Genomic DNA, 24891 nt, shown 5'->3' with positions numbered 1-24891 from the left:
TGATGAATGGACCCCCGAAGGAGCAACATCATGGCAGGCAGGACCTCTCCGTCAACCGGTGGTGCCACCCGCCGGACACTGCTGGCGGGCACGGCCGCCGCGCTGACCGGCGCCCTGGCCGGGTGCGACACGGCGCCGCCTGCCGGCCGGCAGACCTCCGACGACGCCGAGGCCCCGGTGGTCACCGGCCGCAAGCCGAAGGGCAAGGACGTCATCGACGTGGTGGCGGACTGCGGCGCCAAGGGCGACGGACGCACCGACGACAGCCGGGCGTTCGCCCGCGCGTACTCCTACGCGGCCGGCCGGGTGTGGGACCACATCGGCCGGACGGTGGTCGACATACCGGCCGGCACCTATCTCATCCGCGCCCCCGACGCACTGCTCAACGCCCGGAAGGGGAAGCTCAAGGCCAACGGCTTACGGTTCCGCGGGGCCGGCAAGCGCATGACCCAGCTGATCTTCGCGCCGCATCGCGCCGAGGACACCTACCTGTGCCGCAACGAGGACAGCTGGGCGAATGTGGCCTTCGAGCAGCTCGGTTTCGCCTGCGGCACCCCCGGCGCCTCGTTCTTCTACTCGTACTCGACGGGGCAGGCGCAGGACTACCGCTTCACCGAGTGCGAGTGGACCGGCGAGTGGACCTACGGGGTCGCGCTCGACGGCACCAACACCAACTCCGAGATGCGCTGGGACGCCTGCCGGGTGGGCGGCGCCTACCGCAAGGCGTTCCTGTACTCCGGGCTGTCGCAGAACTCGCTGAGCCGCAAGCAGCAGGACCAGTTCCTCAACTACTGGTTCAACGACATGAAGGTCGAGTACTCCTGGGGCAACTTCCTGGAGTTCCCCTACGGCGGCTCCATCACCTGCCGAGGCGGCTCCTACATCGTCACCGGCAGCCGTCCCGAGGACTCCCCCGACTACGGGCGCACCAGCACCTTCTTCCGGTTCCCGCGCGGTCCGCACCACGACTCCGTCCAGCGCTTCCACGCCGAGGACATCCGCTTCGAGGTGCGCACCCCGGACACCGTCGTGATGGACTGCGCCTGGGACAGCGGCACGGTGCACTTCAACGACTGCGACGACACCGCGAACGCCTTCAAGTCGTTCGCGCAGGACAGCCGCCCGCACCGCTACCGCATCGGCGCCCGCGGCCCGCTGGTGCGCTACGACTCGTGCCAGCTGTCGGGGCAGCACTCCTACGAACCGGACGGCACCGGCGGGGCGGGCCCCCGGGCGCGCTACGACATGTGCCACTTCCGCAACCACTCCCAGCAGGACTTCATCGCCGGCTCGGGCGACCGGGTGAGCTTCGTCGACTGCCTGGGGTCCTGAGCGCGCCGGGCGGGCCGGGCGGGGTCTCCACGCGCCGGTCCGCCCGCCCGGCACGCCCCGGACCGGCCTCCGCCGCGCCGGGCGCCCCGATCGCCGACGGTGATCAACGGCACACGTACTGGCCAGTAGCGTAAGCGTCGTGCGGGCCTAGAGTGAGGCCCGAATGGCACCGCCGGAGTCCCGGCGGCGGCCCGTCCTGTGAGCCGACCAGGGAGACTGCATGCGCTCTCCGAAGGATTTCTTCCGCCCGCTGGCCGTCGGGGCGCCGACACCGGTCCGCGAGGTACCGTTCCGGCCGTCCCGGATGATCCACTTCTTCGACCCGGGCAACGAGAAGATGGCCGCGAAGGTGCCGTCCATCGCGCCCACCGTGGACATCCTGCTGGGCAATCTGGAGGACGCGGTCGCCGCCGACCGCAAGGAAGCGGCCCGGTCGGGCCTGGTGAAGATCGCCAAGGCCACGGACTTCGGCGACACCCAGCTGTGGACCCGGATCAACAGCCTGGACTCGCCGTGGGCGCTGGACGATCTGCTGACGCTGGTCACCGAGATCGGCGACAAGCTGGACGTGATCATGGTGCCGAAGGTGGAGGGTGCCGAGGACATCCACTACGTCGACCGGCTGCTCGCCCAGCTGGAGGCGAAGGCGCAGGTCCAGCGGCCGATCCTGGTGCACGCCATCCTGGAGACCGCGACCGGCGTCGCCAACGTCGAGGAGATCGCCGGCGCCAGCCCCCGGATGCAGGGCATCTCGCTCGGCCCCGCCGACCTGGCCGCCAGCCGCCGGATGAAGACCACCCGGGTCGGCGGCGGACACCCCGGCTACCTGGTCCGGGAGGACCCGCACGGCGAGGACGGCAGCGCACCGCGGGCGACCTTCCAGCAGGACCTGTGGCACTACACCCTGGCGCGCATGGTCGACGCCTGCGCGGCGCACGGCATCCTGCCGTTCTACGGGCCGTTCGGCGACATCAAGGACACCACGGCCTGCGAGGACCAGTTCCGCAACGCCTTCCTGCTCGGCTGCGTCGGCGCCTGGAGCCTGCACCCGGTGCAGATCGGCCTCGCCAAGAAGGTCTTCTCGCCCGCGCCCGCCGACGTCGCCTGGGCCCGCCGGGTCATCGGCGCGATGGGCGACGGCACCGGCGCGGTGATGATCGACGGCAAGATGCAGGACGACGCCACCTACAAGCAGTGCCAGGTGGTCGTCGAACTCGCGGAGGCCCTGGCCGCCCGCGACCCCGAACTGCGTGACGCCTACGCGGCGGCCGAGACCCAGCAGAACGAGGAGTAAGACCCATGTCCGACGCGATCCTGCGACCGCGCCGCTCCGTGCTCTACATGCCCGGCGCCAATGAACGCGCCCTGGAGAAGGCCAAGTCCCTCCCCGCCGACGCGCTCATCCTCGATCTGGAGGACGCCGTCGCGCCCGACGCGAAGGCCGAGGCCCGCAAGCGGGTGGCGGCCGCCGCGGCCAGTGGTGAATACGGCTTCCGCGAGGTGACGATCCGGGTCAACGCCCCGGGCACCGCCTGGCACGACGACGATCTGCGGGCCGCCGCCGAGGCGGGCCCGGACGCCGTGGTGGTGCCCAAGGTGGAGTCCGCCGAGACCGTGCGCGCCGTCGAGCGTGCGCTGGAGGCGGCCGGCGCCCCGGACCGCACGGCCATCTGGGCCATGGTCGAGACCCCGCGGGCGATGCTCGACGCCCGTGCGGTGGCCGCCGCCAGTGAACGGCTGACCGTCCTGGTGATGGGCACCAACGACCTGGCCAAGGAGCTGCACGCCGAGCACGTCCCCGGCCGGGCCCCGCTGCTGACCGGGCTGTCGCTGGCGCTGCTGGCGGCGCGGGAGTCCGGGAAGGTGATCCTGGACGGCGTCTACAACGACGTGAAGGACGCCGAGGGCTTTGAAGCCGAGTGTGTGCAGGGGCGGCAGTTCGGTTTCGACGGGAAGACGCTGATCCACCCCTCGCAGGTGGCACCGTGCAACCGGGTGTTCGCGCCGTCGCCGGAGCAGATCACCCGCTCCCGGCGGATCATCGACGCCTTCGAGGAGGCCACCCGCGAGGGCCGCGGCGTGGTCACCGTCGACGGGCGGCTGATCGAGAACCTGCACGTCGAGGACGCCCGCAGGATCCTCGCGCTGGCCGAGGCGGTCGCCGGGCGCGAGTGAGCGACCCGGTCCGACGAGGTATCAGATGCTCTCGGCAGGCGGTCAGTTGGAGCCGCCGGCCGAGGAGGGGGAGGGCCGGGGCCGGCGCTGTGGTGACGCCGGCCCCGGCCGTCACATATCCGGCCGTCACGCACCCGGTAGCCGCGCATCCGGCCGTCGCGCATCCGGCCCGCGCCGGGGGCCGTCGCGGTGAATCCGCTCATCGGACAGGGTGAATCACGGGTGCCGGAGGTTGCCCGCCCCTGGTGGTCCGGGGCATCCGGGATAGCAAGATCCCGGGTACCAACCATGAGGTGCACACAGTGAAGAACACGGCACGCGTCCACACCGTGATCGCAGGAGCCTGCGGTCTGCTTCTGGCCGCCGGCGGGGCCCCGGCATGGGCCGGGTCCGGCGGGGACGGGGTCTCGAACAGCACCACCGTCGCCCGCTTCGACGCCAAGTTCCGCTGCGGTCACCGGGCCAGATTCTGCGTCAACGGTCCGGTGCTCAGCGGAAACCCCGGCCGGGCGCAGAACGTCAACATCTCCGGCACGGTCAGCAACAGCGGCAGCCCGACCAACACCAACGCCAACACCAACTCCGACACCGGCGGGACGACCGGCGCCGCCACCAAGAGCAGCAACAACCAGCAGCACCTCGGCAGTGACGGGGAGCAGACGCTGTGACCGTGCGCTGACCCTCCCGCGGGCTCCTCGCGCCTCGGAGCCCGCGGGGCGGCGGTCACGACAACGGGCGCCCGGCAGATCTCGTCGGGCGCCCGTTGGGCCGCTCGCGGACGCACGGTCCGCCGGTGCCGTCTTTGCGTCAGCGACGGAAGAGGCCGCCGAGGCCCCCGATGACCCGCTGGACGTTGTTGTTGCTGCCCGACGCGGCACCCGTGGCGGAGTCGGCGCTGTTGGTCGACCCGTTGGTGTTGGCGAGATTACCGCTGTTGTTCGGGTTCCCGTGGTTGAAGAAGTTCCCGCTGTTCAGGCTGTTTCCGCTGTTCACGGGCCCGTTGATGCAGGAGTGGGGCGAGGCGAGCTGCGGCGACCGGTAGTGGACCTGGCCGAGGCGGTTGTTGCAGAGCACCCCGTTGACCGTGCCGGTCACCGTGCCGACATCGGCGTCCGCCACCGCCGAGAGCAGTGAGTCGCCCGGGATCGTCACGGCGTGCGCCGCCCCGCTGCCGAGCATCATCAGCCCGCATGTCCCGACGATGGTTCCTGCCTGCACGATTCTTCTCACGTCGCTCCTTGCCTCCGCATCCGTCCGGTGCCAGACGTATCGTCCTGCCGTCGGCGGCCGGGAGCCCCGTTCAACCCGCCAGAGCAAACCACCCGCCGCCCACAATCCACCGGGTGGCCCAACAGCTCCCGCCCGGCGGCGGCTCGGGCCGGGGCCGCCGATGGTGCGGTGCGCCCGTCAGGTGACGCTGTGCGGGTGGCAGGCCGTCGCCGAACGGGGCGGCCAGGTCTGCGGGGCAAGGATGCCCAGGACATAGGCGCGGGCGACGAGCGCGGGTCTGGTCGGCGCGTCCAGCAGGTCCCGCAGCCGGCTGAGGTGGTAGTCGACGGTCTGCCGGGAGAGGTGCAGGGAGCCGGCGATCTCCGCGTTGCTGTGGCCGGCGGCCAGCAGGGACAGCAGCCGTACCTGCGTGGCCGTCAGTGCGGGACCGGCCTCGTGCGCGATGCCCTGATGGGTGACGACCGCCCAGACGCTGCTGGCGCGGCCCGCGCTGCGGCCCACGGTCGTCAGATGCAGCCGGGCGCGGCGCTGGCGGCCGCGGGCGTCCACGAACAGGGCGGAGGTCTGGATCCGCCGGCTGCGGCGCGCGATCAGGTCGTGCCAGCTGCGCCGCAGCCCGGTTAATTCCGGGGCGGGCGCCAGCAGCGTGTGCGCGCGGCGGCCGACGAGGTCCGAGAGCCGGGTCTGCAGCAGTTCGGCGGCGGCCGCGCTGGCCTGCCGGATGCGTCCGCCCGCCGATATCAGGGCGCAGGGCAGCCCGCTGTGGTCGCGCAGCGCGTGCAGGTGCTCCTCGGCCTCGTGGCGCTGGTGCAGGGCCCGGGTGTAGTCGCTGATGTCGATGTAGATGCCCGCCACGCAGGTCTGGCCGCCCTCCAGGACGGGGAAGCGGTGGCCGGCGGCCTGCCCGCTCTCGCCGTCGAAGCGGTGGTAGGTGAGGGTGTGCCGGACCGGTTTGCCGCGGGCGAGCACCTCCCGGTCCAGAGCGAGGACCTGTGCCGCGTCATCGGGGCCGTCGACGTCGGTGACGGACCTGCCGATGATGCTCTCCGGTGTGGTGCCGTAGAGGTGCGCGTAGGCGTGGTTGGTCCACAGGTAGCGTCCGCTCGCGTCCCGGATGAAGGCCGCGGCGGGGGCGAGGTCGGCGAAGGCGTCGTAGCGGCGGGGGTCGTGCGTCCGCGTGCCGACCTCCACGGCCAGTCCGCGGGAGCGGCCCTGCCGGGGCACGCCGAGCGGCCAGTTGACATCGAAGGTGCGGCCGTCGAACTGGGCCTGCCAATGGCTTGTTCCGGTGGGTGCGGCGGGGCCGGGAAGCTCCGCGCGCACGGCGTCGAGGAAGCGTTGGGCGGTGCTCGTGTCGTCGAAGGCCCCGCCGCCGCTGTCGATCACCCGTAATTCACGGTCGGCCTCCCACCAGGAAACCGGAAGGTTTTCGAGCAGCGACTTCAGACTGGTCTCGTCCACGACGGGCCCCTCTGCAAGGAAGAGTTCAACGGATGCGCACGGCGCGTCACCGCCATGCGTATCCCTCGGCGTTGTGTGGCATGCCCGGTTCTCGGCCGATCTCGCGGCGGACCGGGCAACGATGTGCCACACGGCGGCCCTACGGCATCACGGAACCTTCACGGCGAAGCGACCATATCCGCAACTCTGGCATTTGCCTGAGCGATGACGGCCCGATCCGGGGAACCAGGTCTCGCACGGCTGCTTCGCTTGGAGGCGGCGTGCGGACAACGTGGTCCGCGCGCCTTCAGCCGTCCATGTCCTGCCCGTTTGACGATGAAGAGGAGTCGGATTCCAGTGAGCAAGGTGCTGTTCGTATATGCCAAGGGTGGACCGCCCTTGGGGTATGCCCTGTCACGGGTCGCCGCACGGTCGGCAGTGCACCTGCTGGCGCTCAGCGCGCTTCCGCCGACCGTGGCCGCGTCGGTGGACCGGCTGTGTGATTCGGTGCTGAGCCCCTCCGAGGTGGAGCGGCGTGATCTGGTGTCCCTGATCGTCTCCCGGGCCCAGGCCGTCGGCGCGGACGCGGTCGTGACGTTCTCCGAGTACGCCGTCGTCGCAGTCGCCGAAGCCTGCGAGAAGCTCGGCCTGGCCGGGGCGGGCACCTCCTGTGCGCTCGCCCGGGACAAGCGGATGATGCGCCGCACATGGGAGGAACAGGGCATATCCCAGCCCCGGTTCCGGCCCGTCGCCACGGAGGGGGATCTGCGCGACGCCGCCGCCGCGCTGCGCTTCCCGCTGCTGCTGAAGGCCGCCTGGAGCGCCGGTTCGACCGCGCACCGCACGCTGCGTTCGCCCGACGAGGTGCCGGCGGCCTGGGAGCGGGCGCGCGAGGTGATGGCCGAATCCGCGCAGTTGGGGTACGCCGAGCTGCATGTCGCCGGGGCCGGGGCGGACTTCCTCGTCGAGGAGATCGTGCCGGGCACGGCGGCGGACTGGTTCGAGCAGGAGGGCTGGGGCGACTATGTGAGCGTCGAGGGCGTCGTCGTGGACGGCGACTTCCGCCCGGTCTGCCTCAGCGGGCGGATGCCGACGGTGGAGCCGTTCACCGAGCGCGCCGGGATCACTCCCGCGGCGCTGCCGGACGAAGCGCAGCGGCGCATCGTGGACCTGGCCCGGGAGGCCGTCGACGCGCTGGGGCTGCAGAACTGCGGGACGCACACCGAGATCAAGCTCGGGGCGCACGGGCAGATGTGGGTGATCGAGACCGCCGCCCGGTTCGGCGGGGCGATGACCGTCCCGCAGATCGAGGAGGTCTTCGGCCTCGACCTCATCGGGATGCTCACCGACCATCTCCTGGGCCGTGAGGTGTCCTGGCCCGAGGAGGTCCGCACGCCGCTGGAGGCGCGCGGCGCGGCCGGCTCCCTGGTCGTGCTGGCCGTCGACGGCGCCGGTGCGGCGTGGCCGGACCAGCGGGTCTGGGACTTCCCGACGGTGCGCGACGCCGTGCCCCTGAGCGTCGGCAGTCATCTGTCGGTGGTCGCCGAGAACTCGCTGCCGGACGGGGCTCCGGTGCCGGTGTACGACCCGGCCGCCGGCGCCAACACCATGGCGGCGCTGTGCCTGCTGTCCGCCACCGACCCGGAGACGGTGCTGCGCGACTTCCGGACCCTGGTGGACGCGCTGCCCGAGATCCTGCCCACCGACGGCATCATGGAGGCGCAGTCATGACCACCACGATCCTTCCCGCGGGCGCGCCGGGACCGGTCACCGACCGCACCGTCATCGGCGAGAACCTCTCGCTGCCGCTGTTCCGCAGCATTTCCGGCGTGCTGGCCGGCCACCCCTACCTCAAGGTCGTGGTGGACCGCACCGAGAACACCTGGCACCTCCTCGACACCGCCGTCCACCCCTTCCACGTCAACTACATCGCCCTGCGGGTCCTCGGGATGGACCTGGCGGACCTGGACTCCGGACTGGACGCCTTCAACGCCTCGGTCTACATGGACCCCGAGCGGCGGTTCCTGCTGGGCGTGCTCTCCCTGCACACCGACGAGGACACCGAGGGCCGGGAGCGGCCGTTCCTGGTGCTGGAGACGACCGAGGCCGACACCATGAACGGCCTGCTGCTGGAGGAGTTCTACACCTTCGTCCGCCACCGGGTCGACGGCCGGCTGCCGCTGCTGCTGAAGCCGGCGAACCACGGGCAGGAGCAGGAACTCGCCGCGATCAGCGACGTACGGGTGCCGCGGATCCTGGGCCACGAGCTGTTCGGCAACCGCACCCGCACCCCGCTCAACCCGGGCGAGGCCGTCGGGCGGCTGCGCTACTTCCGGACCGCGGAGGAGTACGCGGCGGTGGCCGGCGACCTCGGCTGGTCGGACATCGTGGCCATGCCGTGCCTGCCGGACGACATCCCGCGGGTGGCGGGCTTCCTCAACACCTCGCCCGGGACGCCGCTGTCGCACACCAATGTGCTGGCCTCCGGCTGGGGCATCCCCAACGCGATCGTGCGCGACCTGGACCGCCTCGTCGAGCGGGACTCCCTGGACGGCGCCTGGATCCGCTACCGGGTGCAGGACGACGAGATCAGCCTCGTCCCGCTGGCCCACGCCCCGGACCTGGACGCCCCGACCTGGCACCAGCAGCGCATCCGGATGGAGCCGCCGCTGCTGGAGGACGTGCCCGCGCTGGCCCTGCACCGGCTGCGCCGCGCCGACCACGACCGCTACGGCACCAAGGCCGCCAACCTCGGCGAGCTCCACCACATCCTCGACAGCCGCAGCGTCGACCTCACGGCCTTCTACGGGCAGCCCCGGCCGCCGCGCGCCGACCTCTTGGGCCATCTCGCGGCGCGCCTCGGCCTCAGCGGAGCGACCGCGGACGGTGAACTGCGGGCGGCGGCGGCCGACTTCGTGAGCGGGGTGATCGCGGCGCCCGAGGGCATCGCCCTGCCGTTCGCGCTCCAGCACCGCTTTCTGACCTCCTCGCCGGCCGTGCAGCAGGGCATCGGCAAGCTCAAGATGGCCCTCGAACTCGACGCCGTCGACGTGCTGGACGCGCTCTGCCTGCATCTGCAGCACCTGATCCGCAACACCCCGATGCCCGAGGACGTGACCCGGCAGATCACCCTGGCGCTGCCCGACGGTCCCGCCGCCGGCAGCCGTCTGGTGGTCCGTTCGTCCTCCAACGCCGAGGACCTGCCCGGGTTCTCCGCGGCCGGGGTCTACGACTCGATCACCACCGTCCACGGGGCGGACGAACTCCTCGACGCGGTGCGGCAGGTGTGGGCCTCGCTGCTGTCGCCGCGCAGCGTGCGGCTGCGGCACCAGGCGGGCATCTCCCTCGACGACACCTACATGGGCGTGATCATCCAGCACTACGTGCCCGCGGATCTCGGCGGTGTCCTGGTGACCTGCAACCCGACCCGCCGCGAGGACTTCCGCAACGTCTACCTCAACTGCTCCCCCGGCTCGCCGGAGACGGTCGTCGACGGCACGACGCTGCCGCTGCAGTACCTGTACAACACGGTCGAGGGCGGCGGCCGCACCGTCGCGCTGGGCTCGTCGGGCCGGGACCTGCCCGACACCACCCGGGCCGGGCTGGCACAGCTGGCGCTGGCCGGGCGGCTGCTGCAGTCGCACTTCAGCGACGACGAGGTGGACCATCCGCTGGACATCGAGTGGCTGATGACCGATCAGGGGGACTTCCGCCTGGTCCAGATCCGCCCCTACGCCCTGTGAGCGGCCCCCTCACCCGTCTGCGGCGCGCCCGCGGCTCCAAGCCCGACGCCGCGTCCCTGACGCCGCGGGCCCGCCGGATCATCGGGCTCAACAACGGCTTCCAGCTGCTGTTCAACCTGCTGTGGTGGATGCCGGTCTTCTACGCCTACCAGCGTGAGGCGGGTCTGAGCGACGGGCAGATCTTCGGCATCCAGAGCATCTACTACGTCGCGTTCTGCCTCTTCGAGATCCCGACCGGGATCGTGGCCGACCGGATCGGGGCCCGCAACTGCCTGCGGGCCGGTGCCGTCGTGATGACCGCGGCGAACCTGACCCCGGTCCTGTCCCCCAGCTACACCGGCTTCCTGGTGCACTTCCTGGCCATCGCGGCCGGCCGCTCGCTGACCTCCGGCGCCGCCAGCGCCTATCTCTACGACGGCCTGGCGGCCGAGGGCGCCGGGGAGCACTACCTGAAGGCCGAGGGGCAGGCGCGGGCCTGGGGGCTGGCGGCGAAGGTGCTGTGCTGGCCGCTGGTCGGGCCGCTGATGGCGCTGGCGCATCCCGCGCCGTACCTCCTGAGCGCGGCGAGCGCGGCGGGGTCGCTGGTCTGCGCCGTGGTCCTGCCGCGGCAGGCCGCGGCGCGCGCCGGGAACCCGGCCCGCGCCAAGGGGGCGCCGCGCGACGGGCTGGCGTTCCTGCGCGATGCCACCAAGGCGCTGCGCTGCGTGTGGGCCACCCCGTGGCTCGGCCTGGTCATGCTCCAGGGGGTCGCCGTCTTCACGCTCTCCCGGATCTGCCAGGTCAATCTCTTCCAGCCGGTGCTGCTGCACCACGGCATCCCCGAGAGTTCGCACGGCGGGGTGCTGGCCGCGATGACCGTCGCGGAGGCGGTGGCCTCGGCCCGGCCGCAGTGGCTGGGCCGGCGGCTCTCGCCGGTGGCCTGGGTGTCGTTGCTCAGCCTTGCGATGGCGGCGGCGCTCGCGGGCAGCACCCTGGGCGGTCCGTGGACCGTGATCGCCCTGCTGTGCGTGTTCGCGGCGGTCACCGGCTTCGCCTATCCGCTCCAGCGCAAGCTGGTCAACGACGCGATCCCGGCGGGGGCGCCGCGGGCCACGCTGCTGTCGGTGGAGAGCATCGTGGACCGGGGGGTGTGCGCGCTGGCGGCGGTGGCCGCTGGCGCCTACCTCTCGGCGGGCCGGCTGGACGCGCTGCTGTGGCAGAGCGCGCTGGTGACCGGGGTCGTGATGGTCGTGCTGCACCTGGTGCTGCGGAGGGCCCCGGGACGGCGGCGCAAGGCCCCGGACGCGGAGCCGGCGCCGGAGCTGGTCACCACGGCAGGAAACCCCTGAGCGGCGCCGTCATACTGGGGAGGTGCGCGGTAAGGACGCCGGGCGGTACGGCGAAGGGCTGTTCCGCCCGGAGGAGACCGGCGAGGGCGACCGCATCGATCTGGGAGCGCTCGCCTACGACGGGGTGAGCACCGCCCGGTTGGCGGCGCTGGGGGCCGGCCCCGGCTGGCACTGCCTGGACGTCGGCGCGGGGACCGGCACCCTGTCCCGGTGGCTGCTGGAGTCGGCCGGGGTCGAGACGGTCCTCGCGGTGGACCGCGACACCCGGTTCCTCGCCGGCAAGGACACACCGGGCCTGTCGACCCTGAGCGCCGACATCAGCGCGCCGGGCTTCGACCCCGGCCGCTTCCAGCTGGTCCACGCCCGGTTCGTGCTGATGCATCTGCGCTGCTGGCGCCGGATGATCGCCACCCTGGCCGGGCTGCTCGCGCCCGATGGCGTGCTGGTGCTCAGCGACGCCGTGGACCTGACGTCCGCGGGCGCGCCGGCCACCCCGTACACCACGGTCATGCGCACGATGTGGCAGGCGCTGCGGGAGACCATCGGCACGGACACCTCCTGGGTACCGGACTACCCCTACCTCCTGCGGGAGGAGGGGCTGCACCGGGTCGGTGCCGAGCTGCACGCTCCCCCGCTGGCGGCGGGCAGCCCGCTCAGCCGCTTCTGGGCCGACACCTGGGACCGGACGCAGGACGCCATGGTGGCGACGGGGCGGGTGGACGCGGCGCAGATCGCGCGCGCCCGGCACGAGCTGGCCTCGCCCGGAGGCGCCGGCCTGTCCCCCGGGATGCTCACCGCCTGGGGCTGGCGGACCGACCGGGCCGCCCCGGACCGGCGCGGCTGACCGGGCGCGGGGGCGGCCGGGCGGTCCGGGGCGCGTCGCGGCGCGGGCCCGTGCGGTGGTGTCAGGCGGCCCGGGGGCGTTGCTGGGTGGCGCAGTGGATGCCGCCGCCGCCCTCGCCGAGGTGATCGAGCGGCAGCTGGACGACCTCGCGCCCCGGGTACAGGTCGCCCACGACGGACGCGGCCCTGCTGTCGGCCTTGCGGTCGCCGTAACGGGGCATGATGACGGCCCCGTTGGCGACGTAGTAGTTCACATAGCAGGCCAGGAACCCGTCGCCGTGGCGGCCGATGTCGGACGGCTCGGGCAGTTCGACGACCTCCAGCCGCTTGCCCCGGGCGTCGATGGCCCCGTCGAGGACGGTGCGGGCCTGTTCGTAGGCGGCGGTGAAGGGGCTCCGCGGGGCGCCGGCGGCCGGGGTGCTCATCACCACGACTCCCGGTTCGGCGAAGCGGGCGAGCGCGTCGATGTGGTAGTCCGTGATGTCCTTGTTCTTGACCCCCTTGACCCAGATCACACGGGAGACGCCGAACAGGTCCTTGAGCGCCCGCTCGATGTCCTCGCGGGACCTTCCGGGGTTGCGGTTGTCGTTGATCAGCGAGCTCTTGGTGGCCAGCAGGGTGCCCCGGCCGTCGGTCTCCAGGGCTCCGCCCTCGGCGGTGATCGGCGCCGCGATCCGGGTGAGGCGCTCGTGGTCGAGGACCGCGCGGGCCACGTGCCGGTCGCGGCCGTGCGCCTGCTTCTTGCCCCAGCCGTTGAAGTTGAGGTCGACGCCGGCGACACCTTCCGGGCCGACGACGAAGACCGGTCCGCTGTCGCGCATCCACAGGTCGTCGACCGGGGTCGGGAGCACCTCCACCCCGTAACCGCACGCCCGCCGGGCCGCCGTCGCCTCCCGCTCGTTGGCCAGGAGGGTGACCGGCTCGAACTCGGCGATGGCCCGGGCGATCCGGGCGATGTCGTCGCGGACGCCGGTCACCTCCGGTCCCCAGATCTCCCGGGTGGGCCAGGCCATGTACGTCGCCGCGTGCGGGTGGGTCTCCTCGGGCAGCCGCCAGCGGCCGGCGGGCCGCGCGGCAGCGGCCGCCGCCGCGTGATCCGTGCGGGGCACCGCCCGGGCCGCGTCCGTGCCACTGCAGGCGGTCAGTGCTCCACCGACCGCGGCGGCGGCCGCCGCTTGCAGGGTCTGACGTCGTGATATCTCCACGGAAATCCTCCTGACTGAAATTTTAGTCAGAACCAGCGTAAGGCATGATCGGAGCCGAGCCACAGTTGATTTCTCGCACCCGGGAGCCTCGATGCCGGACCGCCCCACCCAGATCCTCGAAGCCGCCGCCCGGCTGATCGCCCGGAGCGGGGTGCGCGGACTGCGTGTCGAGCAGGTGTCCGCCGAGGCCGGCGTCTCGACCGCGCTGATCTACTACCACTTCAAGGACCGCGCCGGGCTGCTGCGGCGCACGCTGGAGTTCATCAACCGCCGGGCGATCCGCTACACCGACGCCGCCCTGGACTCCTCCGACGCCCCGCGCGCCCAGCTCACCGAGATGCTGCTGCTGGAGTTCCAGGAGGTCCCCCAGGTCAGGGAGAACAGCGCGGCCTGGGGCGAGCTGCGGGCCACCGCCGTCTTCGACCCGGATCTGCGCGAGCTGCTGGCCGGCGCGACCCAGGACTGGATCGAGGACCTCGCCGATCTGATCCGCCGGGCCCAGGCCGCCGGCACCGCCGACGCGAAGGCCGACCCGACGGCGGCGGCCGAACGGCTGTCCGCGCTCGTCGAGGGCCTGAGCGAGCGCTGGCTGAGCGGCACCACCACGCTGGAGCGCGCCCATGAACTGGTGCGCGGCGCCGTCCGCACGGAGCTCGGGCCGGCCTGACCTCCGCGGCGGCTCCGGACACCCCGCCGGGAGGCGCTCCGTCGCACGTCATAGCGGGTGAACCGAATGCTTCGGTCCATAAACGGACATCGACGACTGTTTTCGGTCGGATTCCGTCACGTCACTCTCTGCACCCGAGTGCTCCGTCTCGCCCGGCGTGCGCGGAAGCTTCCCATTTCAGAGCGGGTGCAGCGCGTGCTGGTCATCCGGTGGACACCAGGATCTGATGAAGAATTTTCTGTCGTGGTGGCGAATTGGTGAAGAAAAGCGACCGAAAGTGTGCATCGGGTTTTGACCGCTGATCGACCGCTCAGCCATGGTTCCTGGCATGCCCGTCATACCCCGACCCGCGGCCAGCGGCCCGCTGCGCATCCGCGACTTCCGCCTTCTGCTCGCCGGTGCCGCGGCCGGACAGCTCGGCGCCCAGGTCACCCTGGTCGCCCTGCCCCTTGTCGCCGTGCTCGAGCTCAACGCCCCCGCCTTCCAGGTGGGGTTGCTCACCGCCGCCGAGACCGCAGCGTTCCTGCTGGTCGGTCTGCCGGCGGGGGCATGGGTCGACCGGATGCGCAAACTGCCGCTGATGATCCGGGCCGATGTGGTGCGCGCGGTGGCGATGGCCAGCATCCCGCTGGCCGGCGTCGCCGGTGTGCTGACGATGGCTCAGCTCTACCTGGTCGCCCTGGTCACCGGCGTGGCCACGGTCTTCTTCGACGTGGCCCACCAGAGTTATCTGCCCCAGCTGCTGCCCAAGGACCAACTGGTCTCGGGCAACGGGGCGCTGGAGACCATCCGCTCCACGGCGCAGGTGGCGGGCCCCGGCCTCGGCGGCGGTCTCGTCCAGCTGCTCGGAGCCGCCCTGGCCATCGCCGCCGACGCGGCCGGCTACGCGCTCTCCGCGCTGTTCCTGTGGGCCATCAAGCGGCCCGAGGAGCGTCCGGAGCCCGTGCCGGACGCCTCGCTGCGCAAGGACATCGGTGAGGGGCTGCGGTTCGTCTTCGCCCACCCCCTGCTGCGGGTGATCGCCTTCACCACCGGCCTGGGCAACTTCTTCACCGCCACGCTGATGGCCACCCAGTCCGTCTTCCTGGTCCGGGTGCTCGGGCTGGCGCCCGGAGCCGTCGGTCTGGTGCTGTCCGCCTCCGCGGTGGGCGGGCTGGCCGGCGCGCTGTGCGCGGGCCGACTCGCCGCCAGGCTCGGCCAGGCCCGGCTGATCTGGCTGTCCGCCCTGGTCACCGGCCCGTTCGCGCTGCTGTGGCCGCTGTCCGGCCGGGGCGCGGGAGCGGTGCTCTTCGCGATCGGCTCCGGCGTGGTCTTCTTCGGCGCCGTGGTCTACAACGTCGCGCAGGTGAGCTTCCGTCAGTCCCTGTGCCCGCCCCGGCTGCTCGGCCGGATGAACGCCACCCTGCGCTTCTTGATGTGGGGCACCCTTCCGCTCGGGGCCCTGGCCGGCGGTGCGCTGGCCGACGCCTTCGGCGCCCGCACGGCGCTCGTGTGGTGCGCGGCCGGATTCCTGGCCGTACCGCTCCCGTTGCTCCTCTCCCCACTGCGCCGGATGCGGGATCTGCCCGCCGGCCCCGACGAGGACGCCGCGCGGCCCGCAGCCGCGGACGCGGCCGAGGCCGCCACGCTCGGCTGACGCCGACCGCCTCTTCTCTCCCCCTCCCCCCCGTTCGGCAGCTCTTCCCCCCGCATCCCGCTCCGGTGATGCGGGTCAGTCACGACACAGAGGATCACGGTGCCCAGCATCACGAGCCAGTATCTGGCCCGCTTCCGGCGACTCGACGCCGGGGAGGGGGCCCCGGTCCTGCTGCCCGTCACAGGGGCCCAGCGCCGCTTCGCGCTGGTGCGTGCCATGGACCCCGCCGGGCGGACGGACCTCGTGCCGATGTTCTTCGCCTTCCCGCGCGGCACGGTGGACACCGACCGCCTCGCGGCGGCCGCCAACCGCCTCGCCGCACTGCACCCCGTGCTGCGGTCCCGGCCCACCGTGCAGCGCGGCACCCCCGCGCTGCGCCTGGAGCAGCCGCAGGTCCCCGTCGTCCGTCTGGCGTGCGCGCCCGGCGAGGACGCGGCGGTCGTGCTGCGGCGCGCCCTGGAGGAATGGGACACGCAGGGGGCACCGCTGCGCCTGTTCCTGGCGCCGGACGGCCCGGAGGGCACCGAGGAGGTGCTCGCCGTCGTCCTGGACCATCTCGCCTGCGACGGCCAGTCGCTGGCCCGGCTCGCCGATGAGCTGGGCGCCGCCTACGACGAGGGCACCGGCGCCGAGGGTCCCTCGCCCGCCGAGGCCGAGGCCGAACTGACCGCCTACCGGGACGCCGTCCTGCTGCAGCTCGCCGCGGAGGAGCGCGCGGGCTCGCCCGAGGCCATGGCCTACTGGGGCGAGCGGCTGCGCACGGTGCGCGAGGCGGCCCCGGCGCCGGGGTCAGTGCCGCTCACCCCCGGCACACCGCCCGGCGGCTCGGCCACCGTGACCTTGACCGCGCCCGCCGGCGGGGTGCCCTTCCCGCAGCTGCTGGACGCCTGCCGGGCGGCCGCGGCGGCGCTGTACGGCAGCGGCCCGGTGGTGCCGATCGGCTACCCGTGGGGCGGCCGGCCCTCCGGTGCCGCGCCGGTGCTGGGCTGCTTCCTGAACACCGTGGTCTTCCCGTCCGACACCGGGCAGCGGCCCGACCCGTCGGCGACGGCCGAGGCCTGGTGGGACGACCTGGACCAGGCCGCCACCCCCTTCGACGCCGTGGTGCACGCCGCCCGGGCCGCCGGTTCGGGCTGGAGCGGGCGGCTCGACGGCCTGCTGACCGTGGAGGACGCCCGGCGCCACCCCCCGCTGTGCCTCGCCGGCGTGACGGGCCGTGAGATCCACATCGACGGCCGCGCGGTCCGCGGGCCCTTCGCGGTCTCCGTCACCCAGGGAGCCGAACTGGGCCTGCGGATGGTGTGGGACCGCACCGTCCTCCCCGACCTCACCGCCGAGCGCGCCTTCGCCGCACTCGCCGACAGCCTGCGGACCCCGGCCCCGACGGCCGGCTGATCCGCTCCCGGGGCCCCGCCCCTTCCTCACCCACCGACTCCGCCGGACCCGCCGCACAACCCGCGGCGCGCTCCGCGCACCCCAGGCCGGGCCCGACCACGCTCCGGCCGGAGAACCACACCCGACCCGACAACCTCCAGGGATCGCCCATGCTTCCGCTCTCCTCCTCGCAGGAGATCGTCTGGCTGCACGAACAGGTGCAACCGGGCAGCCGCGCCTACAACTTCACCGCCGCACTCGATCTGTGGGGCACACTCGACGCCGAGGCGCTGCGCCTGGGCCTCGCCGCCACACTCGACCGGCACGCCGGGCTGCGGCTGGAACTCGTCGCCGTCGCCGGGGCGATGCCCGGGCAGCGGGTCGCCGAGGCCTGCGCCCCGCGGCTGCGCACGGTCGACCTGAGCGGGACCGCGGACCCGGAGGCCGCCTTCCAGGAGCTGCTGCGCACCGAGGCGGAGACCCCGCTCGACACGTATGAGGCACCGCTGCTGCGCTGGACGCTGGTCCGGCTGGCGGACGACCGGCACCGGCTCATCCACGTCGAGCACCATCTGATCCACGACGGGCACTCGTTCGCGATCCTGCTGCGGGACGTGTTCAGCGTCTACCGCGGCCACGTCCTGGGCGAGCCGGTGCAGCTGCCGTCCGCCTCCTCCTACGCCGACCACGTCCGCTCCCGGTCCGCCGACGAGGTGAGCGCGCAGCGCACCGAGGGCCTGGAGTTCTGGACCGGCCAACTGCGCGACCTGTCCTACGACATGCCGCTGCCCGGTCTGACCCGGCCCGGCTCGCGGCGCCGCCACCACGGCGGTCAGCTGCGGCAGTCGATCGGCGCGGACCTCGCCGGGCGGCTGCGGGCGCACGCCAAGGACCGCGGGCTGACGCCGTTCGCCACGCTCCTCGGGCTCTTCGCCGAGCTGCTGCGCCGCCACAGCGGCCGCACGCAGATGGTCGTCGGCACCGCGGTCGGCAACCGCCCGCGCGGTTTCGAGGACGCGGTGGGCATGTTCGTCAACACCATCCCGCTCCCGCTCCGGCTGGACCCGGCCGCCCCGGCCGAGGAGTCCATGGACGAGGTGACCGACACCCTCTTCCGTGCGCTGCCGCACCAGGAGGTGCCGATCCAGGAGCTGACCCGCGCGCTCGGGCTGCACACCTCGGGCGCCGACAACCCGCTGTTCAGCGTGATGTTCAGCGCGCACGACGCCGAGCTGCCGGAGATCGACGTCCCGGGCCTGGAGATCACCCTGTTCGAGGGGTTCAACACCGGCACCACCCGGTTCGACCTGGACGTGGTGCTGCTGCCGGACGACCGGCGCGGGGTCAGCCTGCGCCACGGTGCGCCCGGGATGACGCTGGTGTGGGACTACGACGCCGACATGTTCGGCGAGGACGTGGCGAAGCTGCTCGCCGGACGCTTCCTGGACCTGCTGCGGGCCTACCTCGACGCGCCCTCCACCGCCCTGGCGGAGCTGGCGCCGCCGCCCGTGCCGCCGGCCCTCACCGCCCCCGCGCCGCAGCCGTCCGGGCACGACCCGCTGGACCCGGCCGCCGCCCACGACCCGTCGCTGCCCGCGCTGCTGATCGGCGCCCGCCGGCTCACCTACGGCGATCTCGACGAGCGGGTGAGCGCCCTCGCGGAGCGGATGCGGACGGCCGGAGTGACGGCCGGGCAGCCGGTGGCCGCGGTGCTGCCGCGCGGCGCGGACTCCGTCGTGACGCTGCTGGCCTGTCTGCGGACCCGGGCGGTCTACTGCCCGCTGTCCCCGTCCGACCCGGCGGCCCGGCTGTCGCTGCTGCTGGACCGGCTGGCTCCGGCGCTGGTGCTGACCTCGGCGGACTCCCCCGTCAGCGTGCCGGACGGCCTGCCGACGGCCACCGTCGACGCCGAGGCGCTGCCGGCGGCCCGGGCCGCCGAGGTCGTGCCCGATACGGCATACATCATCCACACCTCCGGTTCGACCGGCATTCCCAAGCCCGTCGCGGTGGGCCGGGCGGCGCTGGAGAACCATCTGACCGGCGCGGCCGAGCGGTTCGGGCTGGCCGCGGGCGACCGGGTGCTGCTCTTCGCCCAGCCGTCGTTCGACGTGGCCCTGGAGGAGGTGCTGCCGTCGCTGCACGCCGGGGCGTGCCTGGTGGCTCCCGACCGCGAGGTGCCGACCGGTGCCGAGCTGGCCGCGCTGCTGATCTCCGCCCGGGTCACCGTGGCCAATCTGCCCACCAGTTACTTCCTCGCCACCCGTGAGGAGATGCGTCCCGCCCTGCGCGACGGGCAGTGGGCGCCGCGGCTGCTGGTGCTCGGCGGCGAGCGGCTCCCGGCGGATGTGCTGCACGCCTTCCTGGCGGACACCGACAGCACCGTGCTCAACGTCTACGGCGTCACCGAGGCCGCCATCAGCTCCACCGTCCACGAGATCACCCGCGAGGGCCTCGCGAACGGCGGGGAGATCCCGCTGGGCACCGAGCTGCCCGGCGAGCGCGTCCATGTCCTGGACGAGCGGCACCGGCCGCTGCCCGACGGCGCGGTCGGGGAACTGGCCATCGCCGGCGCCGGGCTGGCCGAGGGCTACGTGGGCAATCCCGAGGCCACCGCCGCACGGTTCGTCTCCGTCGAGGCCCTCGGCGGTGAGCGGGTCTACCTCACCGGCGACCTCGGCTACCGCGGCCGCGACGGGCTGCTGTACTTCCTGGGCCGCCGCGACCACCAGATCAAGCTGCGGGGCTACCGCATCGAGCTGGAGGAGGTCGAGGCGGCCGCCTCGGCCGCGCTCGGCGGCCGGTCCGTCGCCGTCGTTCTGGACCGCGAGGCCGCCGGCGGGCCCCGGCTCGTCGGCTTCCTGGAGCGCGCCGACGAGAGTGCGCCGTGGGACGAGCAGGCGCTGCACACGGAGTTGAGCAGCCGGCTGCCGAGCGCCCTGGTGCCGGGCCGCTGGGCACTGCTGGACGACATGCCGAGGCTGGCCGGCGGCAAGCCGAACCGCACCGCGCTCACCCGCCGGGCCGCCACGCTGGAGCCGGCCGCGCCCGCCGTCGAGAGCGACGCCGGACAGCCGCTGGCGCCGTCCGACCCGATGACGGCACTGCTGGCCGAGGGCTGGTCCGCGGCGCTGGGCCACAGCCGCTTCGACGAGTCCTCGGACTTCTTCCGGTCCGGCGGCCATTCGCTGCTGGCCGCGGAGCTGGCCGCCTGGCTCGAACCGCGACTGGGCAAGCGTCCGCCGCTGCGGCTGCTGTTCCAGAACCCGGTGCTGGCCGACCAGGCCCGCGCACTGGGCGCCACCGGCACCGCCGCCGTCCCCGCTTCCGCCGCCTCGACCCCCGTGACGGAGTCCCGATGACCCAGCAGATGACCGCCCCGGCCCCCGCCCCGCACACCGCGGACGGCCGCCCGCTCAGCATCGCCCACGGCCCCGCCCGCACCGGCGGCGGCGAGAGCGGCGTGCTCGCCCGCTACACGGAGTGGGTCCGGCGCACCCCGCAGGCGCCCGCCGTGACCGACGGGACGCACAGCTGGACCTACGAGCAGATCGACCTCGCCGCCGATGAGGTGGCGGCCGCGCTGCGCGACCGGGTGCGGCCCGGCGATCTGGTCGGCGTCTGCCTGGACCGCTCGGCCGCCCTGGTGGTGACCGCCGTCGCGCTGGCCCGGCTCGGTGCCGTGTACCTGCCGCTCGGTCCGCGCCCCGGTGAGCGCCGTATCGCCGCCGTCACCGAGGACCTGAACGTGGTCGCCCTGATCGGCGACCCCGCCGTGCTGCCGCCCCGGCACCGCTCGGCGGAGCTGCGGGACCTGGTGCTGCCCGGCGACGGCGCCAATGCCGCCGAGCGGGTGGTGGCAGCGTTCGCCGCGCCCGCCGGTGCGGCCCGCACCGCGCCCCCCGAGACGTTCTACGCCGTACTGACCTCCGGCTCCACCGGCCGCCCCAAGGCGGTCGCGGTCGGCGAGGCGGCGCTCGGCACGGTGCTCGACTGGTACCGCGCCACGACCGGTCTCGCCCCCGGCGACCGGCAGTCCCTGCTGATCGGCGTCGCGTTCGACCCGCATCTGATGGAGCTGTGGGCCGGATTGACGTCCGGGGCCACGCTGATCCCCGCTCCGGACGACGTCCGCTGGGACCCGGTGGTGCTGGCCGACTGGTGGCGGGCGGCCGGGGTGACCGTGGGTGTCGCGGCGACCCCGATGGCCGAGCCGCTGCTGGAGCGGCCCTGGCCCGCGGACCTGAAGCTGCGTCATCTGGTGGTGGGCGGTGACCGGATGCGCCGCCGCCCCGGCGCGGAGGTCACCACCACGGTCCACAACGCCTACGGGCCGGCCGAGGCCACCGTGGTCTCCACCGTCCACAGCATGCGGGCCGGCGACGGCGCGGTGGACGTGGAGTCGGCACCGCCGATCGGCCTTCCCCTGCCGGGCGTGACGGTCCTCGTCACCGACGCCGACGGCCGTCCGGTGCCGCACGGCGCGGAGGGCGAACTCCGCATCGGCGGCGTCGGTCTGGCGCTCGGCTACCTGGACCCCGAACTGACCGCGCGCCGCTTCACCGCGGTGCCCGAGGGCCTGGCCCTGCCGGGTGTGGAGCGCCTGTACCGCACCGGGGACCGGGTGCGGATGCTCGACGACGGGCAGCTGGAGTTCCTCGGCCGGCTCGACGACCAGGTCAAGATCAGCGGTGTCCGGATCGAACCGGCCGAGGTGGAGGCCGCGTTCGAGCAGGACCCGGCGGTGCTGAGCGCCGTCGTCACCGCGCCGCGCACCGACGACGGCCGCACCCGGCTGGTGGCGTACGTCCGCCCGGCCGACGGTGCCGCCCCCACGGCGGAGTCGCTGCTGCCCGCCCTGCGGGCCTGGCTGCCCGAACAGGCCGTGCCCTCGGACGTGCGGTTCGTGGACGCCTTCCCCCTGGACGCGAACGGCAAGGTGGACCGGGCCGAGCTGACCCGGCAGGCGTCGGCCGCGGCCGACGCCGGTCCGGACGCCGGCACCGCCGCCGCGCCGGACCCGGACGCCACGCCTGGTGAGCGGCTCCTGCTGGACGCGGTGCGCGATCTGCTGGCCCGCCCGCAGACCTCGCTGGCGGAGAACTTCACCGAGGCCGGCGGCACCTCGATCGTCGCCGCCCGGCTGCTGACCGTCATCGAGAAGGAGAGCGGGGTGCGGCTGCGCGCCCCCGAGCTGCTCCGCCAGCCCGACCTGCGGGCCGTGGCACGGCTCATCGACGAGCGCCGTGCCCGGCAGCAGGCGGGGGCCTGAGATGACCACCCGCACCCCGTACGTCCCCGACGCCCCGAAGGAGGGCCCCGTGCTCACCGATGGCACCTTGCCGCACGAGCGCATTCCGTCCGGTGACCGCACCGGGCCCGTCCCGCCGGCCGGCCGGCCCGCCCCCGAGGCCGGGCTGGCCGCCCTGGTGGCCTGGCACGCCGAACGGACCCCGCACGCCCTGGCGGTGGCGGACGGCGACACCACGCTGACCTACGGGCAGCTCGTCGCGTCGGCCCGGGCGCTCGCCGCCCATCTGCGCGAGAACGGCGTGCGCCCCGGTGACTCCGTGGCGCTGCTGCTGCCCCGCTCCGCCCGCACCGTGGTCGCCCAGCTCGCGCTGTGGTGGGCCGGCGCCGGGTGCGTGCCGCTCGACCCGGCCCATCCGAAGGCCCGTTCCGAGGCGCTGACCGCCGACGCGGGCGCCACGCTGACCGTCGGCGACCGCAAGCTCCTCGAATCCATGGCACCGGCCGGCGCCACCCTGGCGCTGCCCGGTGAGCCGCTGCTCGGCGGCGACGCGCTCGCCGCGGCCGAACTCGGCCCGGACGCCACGGCGTTCACCATGTTCACCTCGGGCTCCACCGGCCGCCCCAAGGGCGTGGCGATCGGGCACCGGGCGGTCGCCGAGCTGGTACTGGACCCGGCGTATGTCACCCTGACCGCCCGTGACCGGGTGCTCTTCCACTCGCCGATGACCTTCGACGCCTCGACCTTCGAGGTGTGGGGCGCCCTGGCCAACGGCGCCGCCGTGGTCGTGTGCACCACCGAACGGCCGTCGCTGGAGGACCTGGCGCGGCACGTGGAGCGGCACGGCGTCACCGTCGCCTTCTTCACCACCGCGCTGTTCCACCAGCTGGCCGGCCGGCGCTCGCGGATCTTCTCGCTGCTGCGCACGGTGATCGTGGGCGGCGAGGCGCTGTCCGCGCACCACGCCGGCGAGGTGCTGGGTGCCTTCCCGTGGCTGGAGCTGGTCAACGGCTACGGGCCGACGGAGGCGACCACCTTCACCACGACCCACCGCGTCACCCCCGCCGACTGCCACGGCCCGATGCCCATCGGCCGGCCGATCGCCGGGGCTAGCGTGCACCTGCTCGACGACGCCGGGCAGCCGGTCGCGGCCGGCGCCCGCGGCGAACTGTGGATCGGCGGCAGCCGGCTGGCACACGGCTACACCGGACAGCCGGAGCTGACCGCCGAACGCTTCCGCGACCTGCCCGGGCGGGGACGCCTCTACCGCACCGGCGACCTCGTCTCCCAGCGGCCGGACGGCACGCTCGACTTCCACGGGCGCACCGACGACCAGGTGAAGATCCGCGGCTTCCGGATCGAGCCGGGCGAGATCGAACACGCCCTGCGGGAGCGGCCCGAGGTCGCGGACGCGGCCGTGACCGTGCTGCATCCCACGCCCGAGGACGCCCGGCTGGCCGCGTTCGTGGTGGCCGCGCCGGGCCCGGTGCCGCGCCCGGACGCGCTGCGCGAGACGCTCAGCGCCGTCCTGCCCGCGCATCTGATCCCCGACGACATCCAGTTCGTCGAGGCGCTGCCGCTCACCCCGTCCGGCAAGGTCGACCGCCGGGCGCTGCGGGACCTCGTCGCCGACGGCGGGGCCGACGCCCCGGCCGGGCCGCTGGGCCCGCTGGAGCAGGCCGTCGCCGAGATCTGGAGCCGGTCGCTGGGGCGCGAGGTCGCCCGCGCGGACGCCGACTTCCTGGCGCTGGGCGGTCACTCGCTGCTCGCGCTGGCCGTCGCCGACGACCTCCGCGAGGACCTCGGCGTGGAGCTGACGCTCGCCGACTTCTTCGCCGCCCCCACGGTGGCCGGGCACGCCGCGCTCGTCGAGCGTGCGCTGCTGGCCGCCCACAGCGATCTGCGCCCCGGCGCCCCGGAGGCCACCGATGTCCACTGACTCCCCGACCGCCGCTGCGCTCCAGGAGGAGCTGCTGCGCCGGGCACGCGCCCGCACCGCCCGCCCGGCGCCCGCCGCCGAGGCCGACCGGCGCGGTCCGGCGCCGCTCTCCCACGCCCAGCGCCGGATGTGGCTGATGGACCGGCTGGGCCAGGACGGCGCGTCGTACAGCGTGCCCTTCGCCACCCGGCTGCGCGGCCCGCTCGACACGGACGCGCTGGCCGCCGCGCTGACCGCGCTGGTGGGCCGCCACGAGATCCTGCGGACCCGCTACGGGCACCGGGACGGTGAGCCGTTCCAGGAGGTGCTCCCGGCGCCGGAGGCCCTCACGATCCGCCTCGTGGAGACGGACGAGGAGGGCGCGGGCAGGCTGCTGGCCGAGGAGGCCCACCGGCCGTTCGACCTCACGGCCGGCCCGCTGCCGCGCGCCCTGGTCCTGCGGCACGGACCGCAGGACCACACCGTGCTGCTGACGTTCCATCACATCGCCATCGACGGGCCGTCGTTGGAGACGGTGGCCGACGAGCTGAAGCAGCTCTACAGGGCCGCCGCCGAGGGCTCGCCGGCCGCGCTGCCGGCGGCGCCCCCGCAGTACGCGGACTTCGCCCGGCGCGAGCAGGCGGCCGCCGACCGGCTGGAGAAGGGGCTGAGCCACTGGACCGAGCGGCTCGGCGGCGCCGCCCCGCTGCCGCTGCCGCGCCCGGCGCAGCCGCCCGCCGACGGGGCGACCT

General features: G+C 73.8%; 18 protein-coding genes. 15 read left to right on the top strand and 3 right to left on the bottom strand.

Features of this window, described 5'->3' with window-relative positions:
- Nucleotides 1-30 precede the first annotated feature (30 nt).
- From IEY78_RS13760 to IEY78_RS13745, 4 genes are all read left to right on the top strand, one after another.
- Complete coding sequence (locus IEY78_RS13760) at nt 31-1332, top strand: glycosyl hydrolase family 28-related protein (protein ID WP_229699928.1); 1302 nt, start codon at nt 31-33, stop codon at nt 1330-1332.
- A gap of 220 nt (nt 1333-1552) precedes the next feature.
- Nucleotides 1553-2626: an HpcH/HpaI aldolase/citrate lyase family protein gene (locus IEY78_RS13755; RefSeq protein ID WP_189097988.1), complete on the top strand. Its 1074-nt coding sequence runs from the start codon at nt 1553-1555 to the stop codon at nt 2624-2626.
- Between the two features lie 5 nt (nt 2627-2631).
- Complete coding sequence (locus tag IEY78_RS13750; RefSeq protein WP_189097987.1) at nt 2632-3507, top strand: HpcH/HpaI aldolase/citrate lyase family protein; 876 nt, start codon at nt 2632-2634, stop codon at nt 3505-3507.
- A 302-nt stretch (nt 3508-3809) separates the two neighbouring features.
- Nucleotides 3810-4175 carry a hypothetical protein gene (locus IEY78_RS13745; protein ID WP_189097986.1) on the top strand — a complete coding sequence of 122 codons (366 nt, stop codon included), beginning with the start codon at nt 3810-3812 and terminating at the stop codon, nt 4173-4175.
- A gap of 139 nt (nt 4176-4314) precedes the next feature.
- Here the strand turns inward: IEY78_RS13745 and IEY78_RS13740 are convergent, their stop codons facing one another.
- Entirely contained in the window at nt 4315-4725 is a 411-nt protein-coding gene (locus IEY78_RS13740; RefSeq protein WP_189098166.1) for a hypothetical protein, read from the bottom strand.
- A gap of 189 nt (nt 4726-4914) precedes the next feature.
- Complete coding sequence (locus IEY78_RS13735) at nt 4915-6198, bottom strand: helix-turn-helix transcriptional regulator (RefSeq protein WP_189097985.1); 1284 nt, start codon at nt 6196-6198, stop codon at nt 4915-4917.
- Nucleotides 6199-6534: 336 nt separating this feature from the next.
- Here IEY78_RS13735 and IEY78_RS13730 point away from each other — a divergent pair, with 336 nt between their 5' ends.
- The 4 genes from IEY78_RS13730 to IEY78_RS13715 are packed head-to-tail and all read left to right on the top strand — an operon-like array spanning nt 6535 to nt 12092.
- Nucleotides 6535-7908, top strand: coding sequence for an ATP-grasp domain-containing protein (locus tag IEY78_RS13730; protein WP_189097984.1), 1374 nt, complete (start codon nt 6535-6537; stop codon nt 7906-7908).
- The gene (locus tag IEY78_RS13725) at nt 7905-9920 is read left to right on the top strand and encodes a PEP/pyruvate-binding domain-containing protein (protein ID WP_189097983.1); all 2016 of its coding nucleotides are present in this window, start codon (nt 7905-7907) and stop codon (nt 9918-9920) included. Before IEY78_RS13730 ends, IEY78_RS13725 begins: the two co-directional genes overlap by 4 nt.
- Nucleotides 9917-11248 carry an MFS transporter gene (locus tag IEY78_RS13720; RefSeq protein WP_189097982.1) on the top strand — a complete coding sequence of 444 codons (1332 nt, stop codon included), beginning with the start codon at nt 9917-9919 and terminating at the stop codon, nt 11246-11248. The genes IEY78_RS13725 and IEY78_RS13720 overlap by 4 nt, the downstream gene beginning before the upstream one ends.
- A gap of 22 nt (nt 11249-11270) precedes the next feature.
- Entirely contained in the window at nt 11271-12092 is an 822-nt protein-coding gene (locus IEY78_RS13715) for a class I SAM-dependent methyltransferase (protein WP_189097981.1), read from the top strand.
- Nucleotides 12093-12153: 61 nt separating this feature from the next.
- On the opposite strand, the gene IEY78_RS13710 is transcribed toward IEY78_RS13715, so the two are convergent.
- A complete protein-coding gene (locus IEY78_RS13710; RefSeq protein WP_189097980.1) occupies nt 12154-13296 on the bottom strand; it encodes an agmatine deiminase family protein in 1143 nt (380 codons plus the stop codon).
- A 91-nt stretch (nt 13297-13387) separates the two neighbouring features.
- On the opposite strand from IEY78_RS13710, the gene IEY78_RS13705 reads away from it, so the two are divergent.
- From IEY78_RS13705 to IEY78_RS13675, 7 genes are all read left to right on the top strand, one after another.
- Entirely contained in the window at nt 13388-13963 is a 576-nt protein-coding gene (locus IEY78_RS13705) for a TetR/AcrR family transcriptional regulator (RefSeq protein WP_189097979.1), read from the top strand.
- Nucleotides 13964-14291: 328 nt separating this feature from the next.
- Nucleotides 14292-15599 carry an MFS transporter gene (locus IEY78_RS13700; RefSeq protein ID WP_189097978.1) on the top strand — a complete coding sequence of 436 codons (1308 nt, stop codon included), beginning with the start codon at nt 14292-14294 and terminating at the stop codon, nt 15597-15599.
- Between the two features lie 99 nt (nt 15600-15698).
- On the top strand, nt 15699-16994 hold the full coding sequence (locus tag IEY78_RS13695) for a condensation domain-containing protein (protein WP_189097977.1): 1296 nt from the start codon (nt 15699-15701) through the stop codon (nt 16992-16994).
- A 149-nt stretch (nt 16995-17143) separates the two neighbouring features.
- On the top strand, nt 17144-20332 hold the full coding sequence (locus IEY78_RS13690; RefSeq protein ID WP_189097976.1) for a non-ribosomal peptide synthetase: 3189 nt from the start codon (nt 17144-17146) through the stop codon (nt 20330-20332).
- On the top strand, nt 20329-22242 hold the full coding sequence (locus tag IEY78_RS13685; protein WP_189097975.1) for a non-ribosomal peptide synthetase: 1914 nt from the start codon (nt 20329-20331) through the stop codon (nt 22240-22242). Before IEY78_RS13690 ends, IEY78_RS13685 begins: the two co-directional genes overlap by 4 nt.
- 1 nt (nt 22243) lies before the next feature.
- The gene (locus IEY78_RS13680) at nt 22244-24160 is read left to right on the top strand and encodes a non-ribosomal peptide synthetase (protein ID WP_189097974.1); all 1917 of its coding nucleotides are present in this window, start codon (nt 22244-22246) and stop codon (nt 24158-24160) included.
- The coding region (locus IEY78_RS13675; protein WP_229699927.1) for a condensation domain-containing protein at nt 24150-24891 on the top strand (742 nt) is incomplete at its 3' end. The genes IEY78_RS13680 and IEY78_RS13675, both read left to right, overlap by 11 nt.

The sequence above is a fragment of the Streptomyces kronopolitis genome (assembly GCF_014646275.1).
Taxonomy (GTDB): domain Bacteria; phylum Actinomycetota; class Actinomycetes; order Streptomycetales; family Streptomycetaceae; genus Streptomyces; species Streptomyces kronopolitis.
Note: the sequence above shows the minus strand (reverse complement) of the source record. Positions and strands in the feature narration are given on the sequence as shown.

Excerpts from the sequence above, each read along its gene's own strand:
- IEY78_RS13760 (WP_229699928.1), top strand. The coding sequence starts at position 31 with ATGGCAGGCAGGACCTCTCCGTCAACCGGTGGTGCCACCCGCCGGACA.
- IEY78_RS13755 (WP_189097988.1), top strand. The coding sequence starts at position 1,553 with ATGCGCTCTCCGAAGGATTTCTTCCGCCCGCTGGCCGTCGGGGCGCCG.
- IEY78_RS13750 (WP_189097987.1), top strand. The coding sequence starts at position 2,632 with ATGTCCGACGCGATCCTGCGACCGCGCCGCTCCGTGCTCTACATGCCC.
- IEY78_RS13725 (WP_189097983.1), top strand. The coding sequence starts at position 7,905 with ATGACCACCACGATCCTTCCCGCGGGCGCGCCGGGACCGGTCACCGAC.
- IEY78_RS13705 (WP_189097979.1), top strand. The coding sequence starts at position 13,388 with ATGCCGGACCGCCCCACCCAGATCCTCGAAGCCGCCGCCCGGCTGATC.
- IEY78_RS13700 (WP_189097978.1), top strand. The coding sequence starts at position 14,292 with ATGCCCGTCATACCCCGACCCGCGGCCAGCGGCCCGCTGCGCATCCGC.
- IEY78_RS13690 (WP_189097976.1), top strand. The coding sequence starts at position 17,144 with ATGCTTCCGCTCTCCTCCTCGCAGGAGATCGTCTGGCTGCACGAACAG.
- IEY78_RS13685 (WP_189097975.1), top strand. The coding sequence starts at position 20,329 with ATGACCCAGCAGATGACCGCCCCGGCCCCCGCCCCGCACACCGCGGAC.
- IEY78_RS13680 (WP_189097974.1), top strand. The coding sequence starts at position 22,244 with ATGACCACCCGCACCCCGTACGTCCCCGACGCCCCGAAGGAGGGCCCC.